This window comes from Mycobacterium numidiamassiliense (assembly GCF_900157365.1).
In the GTDB taxonomy this organism is placed as follows: domain Bacteria; phylum Actinomycetota; class Actinomycetes; order Mycobacteriales; family Mycobacteriaceae; genus Mycobacterium; species Mycobacterium numidiamassiliense.
This window is the reverse complement of the sequence record NZ_FUEZ01000004.1, coordinates 4,381,235-4,393,591: the sequence shown is the minus strand read 5'-3', so window position 1 is coordinate 4,393,591 and position 12,357 is coordinate 4,381,235. Positions and strand designations below refer to the sequence as shown.

Here is a 12,357-nt window from a genome sequence, read left to right as displayed (position 1 = left end):
CCGGCATATAGAGAGCGCCCCGACCTGAGCCGAGGCGCGTCCTATCCGGCGCAGGTGTCCGCTACCCAGTCACCGAGGCGGCCCCGATGGTGCAGGCGCAGTTATAGCGGATGGCAAAGGCGCAGGTACAGCAGTTACAGAGGGTGGTATCGCAGCTATCGGCGTAACGCCGCGCGGAAGGTTGCTGTACAGAGGGTTGTAAACATCGTCGTCAGCACGCGGGAGGCCGAGGTCCGCTCTCGCAGCACGGCGGAAAGCCAGGTGTGCGATCTGCAGTTTGCCACGAATTATGTTTGCTATCTGCCCACAAAGTTTGGCGAACGCATCAGATTGTGCATCCGAAAGATTCGGGTACTGCGGATTTTCCACTTCAAATGCTCCTAACAAATGCTGGATGTCTCCCACTTGCTCGACAACGTCATTTGCCGCTTTCTGTGTTGCTTCACTTCCGTAGAATGTGACCTTCGATTCGGCGGCTAGGACGTTGTTCAAGCCCGTCCCGATGTTTTCTTTCATGGGAGCGGCTAAGTGAGCAAGGGCCGCACTGGCGGGGGTGGGTTGCCATCGGCGCGCTTCAGCCCAGACATCCGATACAAATTCGTCTATCGCGTTGTAGAACCCGATGTAAGCGTCTCGCTCCTGCTGCTGCTGGAAGGCTCTCTGCGTTGCCTCAGCCGCCGCACGCTGCGTCATCCAATTCCCGACGATAACGCCGCTAAGGGGCAGAAAAGCTACGAGACCAATCCAGAGCCACTTGAGACGTGCAACGCCCCGCTTCAACCGTTCCCAATACGAGGGAGGCGAGGATCTGTCTTTCGCGCGGCTTCCGTGCCAGCGTGCGCCGTCCCAGTAGCTTTCGGCATCGGTGTCTTTTTGGTCTGGGTACCACCCAGGTGTCTTACTCGCCAGGTCAGATCTCTGACTCGTTCTCGCGGGTTCGGCTGTCTCAGTCGCCACGTCGGGTGTTTGACTCGCCTTGGCGGGTTCGGGTGTCTGAGTCGCCATGTCGCACTCCCACCGTTACAAGAGGGCCTGTATAGACGTGGAGCCTAGCCATGAAGGGCTCGGAGGGGTTCCTTTTCCCGTTATCGGATAGCCGCTGTTAGCCGGGCGACGTTTTGACTGTCGGCCGGTAGCGCGATTTCGATCACGACGGAGGTCATTCGTAGTCGATCTCGCCGTCGAGTCTGAATCGTTTCTCACGCGAGATTTCGAATGCCCTGTCGGCTTCGTCCTGCTCGGCGGTGGTGTACTCCCAGTGCTGCGGCAACGGCTCTGGATGCTCACTCATCGACACGCCTCGTCTCGCTCTATGCGCCCGAGTCGATAAAGAAGTGCCGCAGCCCCGGTATCGACTGGTTCACCGAAAAGGCCTGTTCGCGTCCCAGTCGATGTACACACCATCGGTGACCTCTCGAATGTTGTCGAGGTTGGCGATTAGCGCGTGGGCGTACTCCTGATAGGGGACATAGTTGCCGGGCTGCGACAATTTAGCGGTGGCCGCAGCGATGGCTTCCTCTCGCGTCTCAGCGGTCACCACCACCGCACCAAATTCGTTGCCGTACGGCGTGAGTGCGGTGCCGATCCAAAGCTTCGGGCGTTCAGTTGCGTGGGTCATGATTGTCCTCATCTTTCTGGGCATCGCTGAATGTCATAAGCCTGATGTTGGGCGCACGTAGGACACGATTCGGGCAGTGGCGCTTCGTCGCGACCTTCGTCTTGTAGGTGTGCGCATCGCTCAAGGCGGATTGCCAATACCGCTCGGTATCAATGTCATCCGGCCATCTCATGCGGAGTGACGCCCAGTATGACCTGTGCCCATTCGGGTCATCTCTGACGATGACCCACTGCCGGCTTCGCGGTACTCTCATCGTTCTTCCTCGGGTGGGAGTTGGCTCACGAGGTGAAGTGCGGCCCATTCCATCGCGTCGGCGAGGGCGCGAGCCTGTCTGGGTGACACCGGGATCGGCACGTGTTCGTCGGTCGAATGTTCGGCCGCCAGGGCAGCGGCACCACGTAAGGTGTCGATCCCTTCTCGCAGCGCCACAGCTATCGCCGCGGCGTGTGGAGGTTCCAGTAGCGGGGAGTTAGCCATCGGTGTCGTCTCCGTCGTACGCCTCGAACCAAGGCGTTCTGTCCCTCATGCGTCTTCCCGCAGCGTGCCAGCTTCCATGTCACTGGCGACCGCGCGCATCAACGTGACCATGTCCCGCGCCTTCTCGTCCTTGCGTGCGTCGGATAGCTCGTTTGCGTTATGCCGCAGGATCTCTGGGGTCGGGTAAGTGTTGACGAGTACCTCAACCACGTCGGTCAGGTCCCGTTCACTGCGGCGGGTCCGCGCCTCAATCACGCGCAAACCTGACGACGACCTACCAGTGATCTCAGCTAGCTCAGCCTCTAAATCTTCCTCGACCGTTTGACAGCCTGGGCACAAGCAACCGACAGATAGCCCCGCGATCGACACGTCGTTCCACTCACCATGGCCGCGGTAACGCTTGCGGCAGCGGGCACACTTGATCACGTCGCTCATCGTCGCGTCCCTTGCGTGTACAGCGACGCTAACTCGGCCGGCACGCCGTCAAGGTACTGATCCTTGAGTGCCTCCGCTGTCTGCGGGCCAACACCTTTGACGATGTCCGCCACCTCATCGACCGACATGCCCTCGTCCAGCAACTCGTACACCAGCCTTGGGCGCAGTTCTGCTGGCAAGGTGATCCGTCCCGCGCGGCCCAGTTGGAGGAGCAGATCCTCGACCTCAGAATCGGTGAGGTTGGCGGTGTCGGGCATGACTACTTCCCTTTCTCTCGTTGTCGTTCAGCGGCGATCTGTTCAAGCCGCGCAAGCTCTCTGGCGTTGAGACCCAACGCGACCAACTCCTGCCGGATCTCCTCATCCATTGCCAGCCACCGGCACCGACGCTGACTTTGCCGGGACCGCAACATCCAGCGATTCGAGTTTTTCAACCCAACGTGCGATGTCCGCGGCCAAGCGTGCCCGCGTTTTAGCATCACCGTCGGCGCTCCCCGCCGGGTGCGCCTCGTGGGCGGCTACAAGGAGGTCGATAGCCTTGTCCACCCGTCGGGCAGCGACCTGCAGCCTCCACTTCCACGCGGCGGACATCCGCTGATCAGGAACGGGAGTCCGCTCAGGTGGGGGCGCTACGTGACCTCGGTCTTCCCCCACCGCGGTGTCAGCGTCTTCCTCGGCCCGCTCATCGGCCTCGAACGCCTCGTGGTTATCGGTGATCGCTGACGATTCTTCGGGCTGCTCGACTTCTGGTGGCCAGAGATACTCATCCCAGCCCACGGTGGGCAGTTGCACACAGTCACCGAGCTTCACCGGGACAGCGTTGCCCTCCTCGACCGCGCGCTGCCAGATTCGCCAGTATCGGCGCACAGTGGTTTTGGACCGCAGGCCGTGGATGCCGAGCCCCGCATACTGTTTCGGCGTCAAAAGGTCAGGATTGACCTTTTCGGTGGGGCGGCCGGGAGAGTCCGCAACATACACCCGCGCATAGACGAGGGCGGCGCGCTTCCACTCGACCGCCATCGCCAACTGGCCCAGCTCGCCGTTAAGTTGGTCGGCTTCCGCCGCGGTCGCCGGCAGCACGAACCGGCCGTCGCCGTCATCGACGTATTCGCCTTCGACCGACTCATCGGCGGCCAACTCGGTACCCGGTTCACCGGCAGCCGGATCCACAACAGGTTCGATGGGTGCAACCTCGGACGACGTAGGGGCCGAGGAGCGCATCCGCTCAAGGTCTTCCTGCGTCGCCGCTCGTTTTACGCGCTGCTTCAGATGCTCGCTTTGAATCCCGGTGGCATCGGAAAGCTCGTCCCAGAAACCGCGCGGGGCGTTCGCCTTTTGGTTCTTCGTTTTCCATCGTTCAAGCGCATGGTTGATCAGAGCGCCCGCTGCTGTGGGTGTTCGCTTCACCTGCTTAGCGAGTTCAGCGATGTCCATGGTGGGACGCTCGGCGGTCGTTGACTGCTGAGTCACGCGGCACCGTCTTCGGCCGGGGCCGCTGCGTCAGCCTCATTACTGCCGCGGAGCAACAACTCCACGCGGTCTCGCTGCCTTGGACTCAATGCCGGCGCGGCGGCGCACAGTTCACGGATCTTGTCCTGCCAAGCGGCCGGCAGGTCGGCGAGCGACCTCACTCGGCACCACCGGTACCGTCAGCACCCGTCGCGTCTAGGTCGCCGGCCCGGATTGCATCAACAACCTCCGCGCGGATGCGGATGTTGGAGCCGATTTTGTAATGCGGAATTTCGCCGTCGCGGATCCGCTGACGCGTGACACTTTCGGACAGATTAACGAGACGGCAGAACTGCCGGACTGTGTAGTCACCCATGGAGAGCGCCCTTTGGTAGCAGCTAGCCTCGGGCCGCGGGTGCGGTCCGAGGCTTCTCCAATCGGTGACCGGCTCGAAACTGTGGTCACGCCGGCCAAGGTTTTTTAGGCCTGCCGAACTAGTGATGAGTATACACGTCGATTCGATGTGATCTACTTGGATCCGCCGGTTACCGCACGGATACCCGTGTCTCACATCGCTATTCACACGCCACGCAGGCTACCTAGGCGTCACCTGTACATGCTGTGGCGAGCAGGTGGCCGCCGACCTGGCGGACGGGCTGATCGAGCGCGACGTCGCGGTGGTCTCCGGCGCCGCGTACGGTATCGACGGCGCGGCGCATCGCGCCGCGCTGGCCGGCGACGGAATCACCGTGGCCGTATTGGCCGGCGGGATCGATATCCCTTATCCCGCAGGTCATTCCGCGCTGCTGCTTCGCATCGCCCGGCACGGGCTGGTATTCACCGAATACGCGCCGGGGGTCCGCCCGGCGCGTCACCGGTTCCTGACGCGTAACCGCCTGGTGGCCGCCGTCGCGGGCGCGGTGGTGGTGGTGGAAGCCGGCCTGCGCAGCGGCGCGGCAAACACCGCGGCCTGGGCGCGGTCGCTGGGCCGGGTGGTCGCCGCGGTGCCCGGGCCCGTGACATCGTCGGGGTCGGCGGGTTGCCACGTATTGCTGCGCAACGGTGCCGAGCTGGTTACCCGGGCCGACGACATCGTCGAACTCGTCGGCCAGGTAGGCGAACTCGCCATGGAGGAACCCCGGCCGGTGACGGCGCTCGACGGGCTGGGTGAGGCCGCGCGTCAGGTGTATGACGCGCTGCCGAGCCGCGGCGCCGTCACGGTCGACGAAATCTCGGTAGCGTCGGGGCTGGTGCCCGAGCAGGTGCTGGGGCCGCTGGCGATCCTCGAGGTGGCCGGGTTGGCCCAGCGCGACTGCGGACGATGGCGAATTGTCCGCCCCGGTAGCGGCAGAGCTGCGGCGACGGTGCGACTCGTATAGTCGCCTAGGGGTCGGGTCTGGACAGGAGGACAAGTGGCAGGTCGACCCCTTCAACGCTTCGAAGTCGTCGGTACACAACAACTCGCACCGCACATGGTCCGGGTACTGCTGGAAGGCAGTGATTTCGGCACCTTTGTGCCCAGCAGTTTCACCGACTCGTACGTCAAGCTGGTGTTCGTCCCCAGCGACGTCGACGTGGCCGGGTTGCCGCGCCCGCTGACCCTGGACAGCTTCGCCGGGCTGCCCCCGCAGAAAAGGCCGTCGGTGCGGACCATTACCGTGCGCAAGGTCGACGCCGCGGCCCGTCGGATCGCGCTCGACATCGTGGTACACGGGGAGCACGGCGTGGCGGGCGCCTGGGCGGCCACTGCCCAGCCCGGTCAGGTGATCTATCTGATGGGGCCAGGCGGCGCCTACACGCCCGACCCGGCGGCCGATTGGCACCTGCTGGCCGGTGACGAATCCGCGCTGCCGGCCATTGCCACCGCGCTGGAAGCGTTGCCGCCCAACGCGATCGGCAAGGCCTTCATCGAAGTAGCCGGTCCGGAGGACCAAATCCCCTTGACCGCACCCGAATCAGTCCAGGTCAACTGGGTCTACCGCGGTGGCCGGGCCGACATGGTGTCCGACGACCGCGCAGGCGATTTCGCGCCGCTGGTCGAGGCGGTCACCACCACCCTGTGGCTGCCGGGTCAGGTGCACGCCTTCGTCCATGGTGAGGCCCAAGCCGTGATGCACAACCTGCGTCCTTACATCCGCAAAGAGCGTGGCGTGGACAAGAAATGGGCCTCGTCGATCTCGGGGTACTGGCGACGCGGCCGCACCGAGGAGACGTTCCGGCAGTGGAAGAAGGAACTGGCCGAGGCCGAGGCCGGGTCCCGGTAAGGGTTGGTCAGCCCGCCCGCTCGGCTGGCATTCTCTTTTCCATGGCATTCGGCGACTACCAAAACGAGATCTACTTCCAGGGCCTGGCCGGGGTGGTGCCCGCGCTGCCGATGGCGTTCGCCGAGTTGGAGGCCCGGGCCGAGCTGGCCCTGCCACCGTCGGTGTGGTCGTACGTCGCCGGTGGCGCCGGCGACGAACGCACGCAGCGGGCCAACCGCGAGGTATTCGACCACTGGGGTTTGATCCCGCGTATGTTCGCCGCGGCAAAACAACGGGACTTGTCCGTGGATCTGTTCGGCCTGACCCTGCCGTCGCCGCTGTTCATGGTTCCGATCGGGGTCATCGGGCTCTGCGCTCAAGACGGCCACGGCGACTTAGCCACCGCCCGCGCCGCGGCCCGCACCGGCGTGCCGATGGTCGCGTCGACGCTGACCGTCGATCCGATGGAAGATGTCGCCGCCGAATTCGGCGATACGCCGGGCTTTTTCCAGCTCTACACCCCGACCGACCGCGAACTGGCCGCCAGCTTGGTGCAGCGCGCCGAGGCGGCCGGCTTCCAGGGCATCGTCGTCACCCTCGACACCTGGGTCACCGGATGGCGCCCGCGTGACCTGCGCACCTCGAACTTCCCGCAGCTGCGCGGTCACTGCCTGAACAACTACTTCAGCGACCCGGTCTTTCGCGCCGGCCTGCAGCGCCCGCCCGAAGAGGACCCGCAAGGCGCCATCTTGCGCTGGGCGCAGGTCTTCGGGAATCCGCTGACCTGGGACGACCTGCCCTGGCTGCGGTCGCTGACCAAGTTGCCGCTGCTCGTGAAGGGCATCTGCCATCCCGACGACGCCCGGCGCGCGAAGGACGGCGGCGTCGACGGCATCTACTGCTCCACCCACGGGGGTCGCCAGGCGAACGGCGGACTGCCCGCGCTGGACTGCCTGCCCGGCGTCGTCGAGGCGGCCGACGGGCTGCCGGTGCTGTTCGACTCGGGTATCCGCAGCGGGGCCGACGTCATCAAGGCCCTGGCGCTTGGCGCGACGGCGGTGGGGGTCGGACGCCCCTACGCTTACGGCTTGGCGCTCGGCGGTGTCGACGGCATCGTGCACGTGCTGCGCACGCTGCTGGCCGAGGCGGACCTGATCATGGCCGTCGACGGCTATCCGACGCGCAAAGATCTCACCCCGGACACGCTTCGGCGCGTCGGCTAAGGCCGGGCGGCCCGCGCCTGCGACCGTGGGGTAGTGCAGGCGATCCTCGACGAGTTCGACGAGTACCTGGACCTGCAATGCCTCCGCTCGGCGCACACACGCCGCGCGTATCTCGGCGACCTGCGCTCGCTGTTCGCCTACCTCGATGCCCGCGAGCTCGGCCTGGACGGGTTGAGCCTGCCCCTGCTGCGGTCCTGGCTGGCCACGTCGGCCGCCGCCGGCGCCGCCCGGACCACGCTGGCCCGCCGCACCTCGTCGGTCAAGGCGTTCACCGCCTGGGCGGTGCGGCGCGGCCTAATGACCACCGATCCAGCCGCCCGGCTGGCGGTGCCGAAGGCGCACCGCACCCTGCCGTCGGTGCTGCGTCAGGACCAGGCGCTCGATGCCATGGCGGCGGCGAAATCCGGCGCCGAGCAAGGCGATCCGCTGGCCCTGCGGGACCGGCTGATCGTGGAGATGCTGTACGCCACCGGCATCCGGGTCAGCGAGCTCTGCGGCCTGGACATCGACGATGTGGACACCCGATTCCGAACGGTGCGAGTCCTGGGCAAGGGCAACAAGCAGCGCACCGCGCCGTTCGGTGTGCCCGCGGCCGAGGCACTGGACGCCTGGCTGCGCGACGGGCGTCCCGACCTGGTCACCGCGGATTCTGGGCTGGCGCTGTTGTTGGGCGCGCGGGGCCGCCGGCTCGATGTGCGCCAGGCTCGCACCGTCGTGCACCAGACCATTGCCGCGGTGCACGGCGCGCCCGACATGGGCCCGCACGGGCTGCGGCACAGCGCGGCCACGCATCTGCTGGAAGGCGGCGCCGACCTGCGCGTCGTCCAGGAGCTGCTGGGGCATTCCAGCCTGGCGACGACCCAGCTGTACACCCATGTCGCGGTGTCCCGGTTGCGCGCGGTGCACGAGCAGGCCCACCCGCGGGCCTGACGCCGCTGCGGGCCTGCCGACGCGGGCCCGACGCCCGCTAGCCGCCGAGGGGTTTGAGCCGCACCGGGGTGGCCTCCAGCAGGCCCAGCGGATCGACGTAGTCGGCCTGCGACGCCGGACCCCACATCGCGCCCCAGTGCAAACACGCCGCGGCAGGGCAGCCTGGATGCCCGGGCAGCAATTCGCCGAGCATGGTCTGCGCCGTCACCAGTTCACCGACGCGGACGGCGGTCCGGACCGGCTCGTAGCTGGTGCGCAATCCGCCGGGATGGGCCAGCGACACCACCGGCCGTCCCGCCAGCGTCCCGGCGAACACCACCGTGGCGCTGCCTGCGGCGTAGACCGGCTGACCGGCGGCGCCGGCCAGGTCCACCCCACGATGGCCGGGGCGCCAGTTCGGCGCCGGGGCGTCGAATCCCCGGACAACGGCCGGGGACGGTCGCAGCGGCCACTGCAACCGGATGTCCTCGGCGACCGCCGGAGCCCCGCCGCCCAGGACCTGGGCTAGGGCCAGTGCCAGGGCCACGTTCAGGCTCAGGATCAGCGCCGGCCATCGCACTCCATGAGTTCAGCGCGGTGTTGACGCCTAGGCCACCCGCGTTTGCCAAATCTGTGCACGAATGCCTTTGTGTGGATAGCTGTGCATACCGGCTGGAAAAACCGCCAGCTAAGTCGGTGTAAACTTCTCGTCGCAGCTCGTTCGCGGGCTGACTTCGCGCGTCTGCCCCGCGTCTCCCGTTGCACTAGGAGTTCGCACCGCATGCCGGGCGGTCCCGTAACTGGGTCCGGCATCGCAGCAGGCGCCAGGGCCCGGCGTCACCCGACGCCAGGCGACAACCGACAACAAAGGAATGGCCGGTAATGGCTGTCGTAACCATGAAGCAGCTGCTTGACAGCGGCACCCACTTCGGGCATCAGACCCGTCGCTGGAACCCCAAGATGAAGCGGTTCATTTTCACCGACCGCAATGGCATCTACATCATCGACCTGCAGCAGACGCTGACCTTCATCGACCAGGCGTACGAGTTCGTCAAAGAGACCGTCGCCCACGGTGGCAGCGTGCTGTTCGTCGGCACCAAGAAGCAGGCGCAGGAGTCCGTGGCCGCCGAAGCGACCCGCGTCGGCATGCCGTACGTGAACCAGCGCTGGCTGGGCGGCATGCTGACCAACTTCTCGACCGTGCACAAGCGGCTGCAGCGCCTCAAGGAGCTCGAGGCGATGGAGCAGACCGGTGGCTTCGAGGGCCGCACCAAGAAGGAAATCTTGATGCTGACCCGCGAGAAGAACAAGCTGGACCGCAGCCTCGGCGGTATCCGCGACATGGCGAAGGTGCCGTCGGCGATCTGGGTCGTCGACACCAACAAAGAGCACATCGCCGTCGGCGAGGCCCGCAAGCTGGGCATCCCGGTCATCGCGATCCTGGACACCAACTGCGACCCCGACGAGGTCGACTACCCGATCCCGGGCAACGACGACGCCATCCGCTCGGCCGCGCTGCTGACCAAGGTGATCGCTTCCGCGGTCGCCGAGGGCCTGCAGGCCCGGGCCGGCGTGGGCCGCACTGACGGCAAGCCCGAGGCGGCGGCCGCAGAACCGCTCGCCGAATGGGAGCAGGAGCTGCTGGCATCGGCCACGGCCGGGGCACCCGCGACCGCCACGGACGCTGCCACCGCAGACGCTGTCCCCGCAGGTGCACCCGAACCAACCCCCACGGAAGGCTGATATGGCGAACTTCACCGCTGCCGACGTCAAGCGTCTCCGCGAGCTGACCGGTGCCGGCATGCTCGACTGCAAGAACGCACTGGCTGAAAGCGACGGCGACTTCGACAAGGCCGTCGAGGCGCTCCGGATCAAGGGCGCCAAGGACGTCGGCAAGCGTGCCGAGCGGGCGACGGCCGAAGGCTTGGTCGCGGCCAAGGGCGGCGCGCTCATCGAGCTCAACAGCGAGACCGACTTCGTCGCCAAGAACGCCGAATTCCAGAAGGTTGCTGAGGAGATCGTCGCGGCGGCGGCCAAGTCCAAGGCCACCGACGTCGACGCGCTCAAGGCGGCCAAAGTCGGCGACAATACGGTCGAGCAGGCCGTCGCCGACCTCTCCGCCAAGATCGGGGAGAAGCTCGAGCTGCGCCGCGTCGCGTTCTTCGACGGCACCGTCGAGACCTACCTGCACAAGCGGGCCGCAGACCTGCCGCCGGCCGTCGGCGTGCTGGTGGAGTACACCGGCGGCAACGCGGAGGCGGCGCACACCGCCGCGCTGCAGATCGCCGCGCTCAAGGCCCGCTACCTGACCCGGGACGACGTTCCCGAAGATGTCGTGGCCAGTGAGCGGCGCATCGCCGAGGAGACGGCCAAGGCCGAGGGCAAGCCGGAGCAAGCGCTGCCCAAGATCGTCGAGGGCCGGCTGAACGGCTTCTTCAAGGACGCTGTGCTGCTCGAGCAGCCCTCGGTGTCCGACAACAAGAAGACCGTGAAAGCCCTGCTCGACGAGGCGGGCGTGACGGTGACCCGGTTCGTGCGCTTCGAGGTGGGCCAAGCCTAGCCAGCCACCGTGGGCGGCTAGCGTCAGTGCTATGCGACGCGTGCACGCTTTCGGTGACGATGCCCTCGGTGAGTTGGACGCCGTCGGCCTGAGCGAGGCCATCCGGGCGGGTTGGGTCAGCCGGGCCGACGTCGTCGAGGCGGCAATCGCCCGCGCCGAGGCCGTCAACCCGATCCTGAATGCCTTGGCGTACAAGGCCTTTGACCAGGCCCGTAAAATCGCATCGGCAAACCCGTCGACCGGTTTCTTCAGCGGCGTCCCCACGTTCTTCAAGGACAACGTGGACGTCGCCGGGCAACCGACGATGCGCGGCGCCGACGCGTGGACGCCGTTCAACGCCGCGGTCGACGGCGAGTTCACCCGGCTGTATCTGGCCACCGGACTGACACCGCTGGGCAAGACGCAGATGTCGGAGTTCGGCTTCAGCGCCTCGGCCGAGCATCCCCGGCTGGGACCGGTTCGCAACCCATGGGACACCGACTACACCGCCGCTGCGTCGTCGTCGGGCTCGGCGGCGTTCGTCGCCGCCGGCGTGGTGCCGATCGCACACGCCAACGACGGCGGCGGATCGATTCGAATCCCGGCCGCCTGCAACGGGATTGTCGGGCTCAAGCCGTCGCGCGGCAGGTTGCCGCTGGACGCGGAGCTGCGCCGGATGCCGGTGGGCATCGTCGCCAACGGCGTGCTCACCCGCTCGGTGCGTGACACCGCGGCGTTCTATCGGGAGGCCGAACGGATCTGGCGCAACCCAAAGCTGGCGCCGATCGGCGACGTCACCGAGCCGGGCAGGCAGCGATTGAGGATCGCCGTCGCGACTCGTTCGATCCTGCGCGAAAGCAGCCCCGAACTGCGCGAAATGACGCTGAAGACGGCCGGGCTGCTCGAAGAGCTGGGACACCGTGTCGAGCACATCCAACACCAACCGCTGCCGGACTCGTTCGTGGACGATTTCATTCTGTACTGGGGCTTTCTCGCGCTCGCGCAGGTACGTTCCGGGCGCCGCGCGTTCGGCGACTCCTTCGACCGCAACAAGCTGGATGCCCTGACGCTGGGTCTGGTCAGGCACACCAGCCGCAACCTGCACCGGCTTCCGCGGGTGATCTTGCGGCTGCGGGGGATCCGGCGGCGCATGGCGGAGCTTTACCAGACCTACGATGCCTTGCTCACCCCGACGCTCGCCGACCCGACGCCGCCCATCGGTCACCTCGCACCCACTGACTACCAGCAGGTGATAGACCGGTTGACCGATTGGGTCGCCTTCACCCCCGTACAGAACGTCAGCGGAGATCCGGCGATCTCGCTGCCGCTGGCCCAGACCGTCGACGGCATGCCGCTGGGCATGATGCTCGCCGCCGATGTCGGGCAGGAAGCGCTGCTGCTGGAACTGGCTTACGAACTCGAAGACGCGCGGCCCTGGGCTCGGATCAACGCCGCCGTGTGACGG

General features: G+C 66.4%; 14 protein-coding genes and 2 pseudogenes. 7 read left to right on the top strand and 9 right to left on the bottom strand.

Features of this window, described 5'->3' with window-relative positions; genetic code table 11:
• Positions 1-69: 69 nt before the first annotated feature.
• The 8 genes from MNAB215_RS29030 to MNAB215_RS29005 all read right to left on the bottom strand — a co-directional run bounded on the left by MNAB215_RS29030 (position 70) and on the right by MNAB215_RS29005 (position 4,354).
• On the bottom strand, positions 70-693 hold the full coding sequence (locus tag MNAB215_RS29030) for a hypothetical protein (protein WP_245830420.1): 624 nt from the start codon (positions 691-693) through the stop codon (positions 70-72).
• Positions 694-1,159: 466 nt separating this feature from the next.
• Positions 1,160-1,291, bottom strand: a complete 132-nt coding sequence (locus tag MNAB215_RS30630; protein WP_281253355.1) for a hypothetical protein — start codon at positions 1,289-1,291, stop codon at positions 1,160-1,162.
• Between the two features lie 69 nt (positions 1,292-1,360).
• Entirely contained in the window at positions 1,361-1,618 is a 258-nt protein-coding gene (locus tag MNAB215_RS29025; protein ID WP_077081827.1) for a hypothetical protein, read from the bottom strand.
• Between the two features lie 249 nt (positions 1,619-1,867).
• The gene (locus MNAB215_RS29550; protein ID WP_131829182.1) at positions 1,868-2,095 is read right to left on the bottom strand and encodes a hypothetical protein; all 228 of its coding nucleotides are present in this window, start codon (positions 2,093-2,095) and stop codon (positions 1,868-1,870) included.
• 45 nt (positions 2,096-2,140) lie between these two features.
• Complete coding sequence (locus MNAB215_RS29020) at positions 2,141-2,530, bottom strand: hypothetical protein (protein ID WP_077081826.1); 390 nt, start codon at positions 2,528-2,530, stop codon at positions 2,141-2,143.
• Positions 2,527-2,787, bottom strand: a complete 261-nt coding sequence (locus tag MNAB215_RS29015; protein ID WP_077081825.1) for a COG3415 family protein — start codon at positions 2,785-2,787, stop codon at positions 2,527-2,529. Before MNAB215_RS29015 ends, MNAB215_RS29020 begins: the two co-directional genes overlap by 4 nt.
• Before the next feature lie 102 nt (positions 2,788-2,889).
• A complete protein-coding gene (locus MNAB215_RS29010; protein ID WP_077081824.1) occupies positions 2,890-3,963 on the bottom strand; it encodes a hypothetical protein in 1,074 nt (357 codons plus the stop codon).
• A gap of 193 nt (positions 3,964-4,156) precedes the next feature.
• Positions 4,157-4,354 (bottom strand): helix-turn-helix domain-containing protein, encoded by a 198-nt coding sequence (locus tag MNAB215_RS29005; protein ID WP_077081823.1) that lies wholly within the window; start codon positions 4,352-4,354, stop codon positions 4,157-4,159.
• Positions 4,355-4,592: 238 nt separating this feature from the next.
• Here MNAB215_RS29005 and dprA point away from each other — a divergent pair.
• From dprA to MNAB215_RS28985, 4 genes and pseudogenes are all read left to right on the top strand, one after another.
• Positions 4,593-5,357: pseudogene (gene dprA / locus MNAB215_RS29000) on the top strand (DNA-processing protein DprA); the annotation flags it as partial.
• 33 nt (positions 5,358-5,390) lie between these two features.
• The gene (locus tag MNAB215_RS28995; protein WP_077081822.1) at positions 5,391-6,242 is read left to right on the top strand and encodes a siderophore-interacting protein; all 852 of its coding nucleotides are present in this window, start codon (positions 5,391-5,393) and stop codon (positions 6,240-6,242) included.
• A 41-nt stretch (positions 6,243-6,283) separates the two neighbouring features.
• The gene (locus MNAB215_RS28990) at positions 6,284-7,444 is read left to right on the top strand and encodes an alpha-hydroxy-acid oxidizing protein (protein ID WP_077081821.1); all 1,161 of its coding nucleotides are present in this window, start codon (positions 6,284-6,286) and stop codon (positions 7,442-7,444) included.
• 33 nt (positions 7,445-7,477) lie between these two features.
• Positions 7,478-8,374 (top strand): tyrosine recombinase XerC, encoded by an 897-nt coding sequence (locus tag MNAB215_RS28985; protein WP_077081820.1) that lies wholly within the window; start codon positions 7,478-7,480, stop codon positions 8,372-8,374.
• Between the two features lie 46 nt (positions 8,375-8,420).
• On the opposite strand, the pseudogene MNAB215_RS28980 reads toward MNAB215_RS28985, so the two are convergent.
• A pseudogene (locus MNAB215_RS28980) lies at positions 8,421-8,870 on the bottom strand (M23 family metallopeptidase); the annotation flags it as partial.
• Between the two features lie 365 nt (positions 8,871-9,235).
• Between MNAB215_RS28980 and rpsB the strand changes: the two are divergent.
• The 3 genes from rpsB to MNAB215_RS28965 are packed head-to-tail and all read left to right on the top strand — an operon-like array spanning position 9,236 to position 12,354.
• A complete protein-coding gene (gene rpsB / locus MNAB215_RS28975; protein ID WP_077081819.1) occupies positions 9,236-10,096 on the top strand; it encodes a 30S ribosomal protein S2 in 861 nt (286 codons plus the stop codon).
• Position 10,097: 1 nt separating this feature from the next.
• A complete protein-coding gene (tsf, locus tag MNAB215_RS28970; RefSeq protein ID WP_077081818.1) occupies positions 10,098-10,913 on the top strand; it encodes a translation elongation factor Ts in 816 nt (271 codons plus the stop codon).
• Positions 10,914-10,944: 31 nt separating this feature from the next.
• Positions 10,945-12,354 (top strand): amidase, encoded by a 1,410-nt coding sequence (locus tag MNAB215_RS28965; protein WP_077081817.1) that lies wholly within the window; start codon positions 10,945-10,947, stop codon positions 12,352-12,354.
• Positions 12,355-12,357 lie beyond the last annotated feature (3 nt).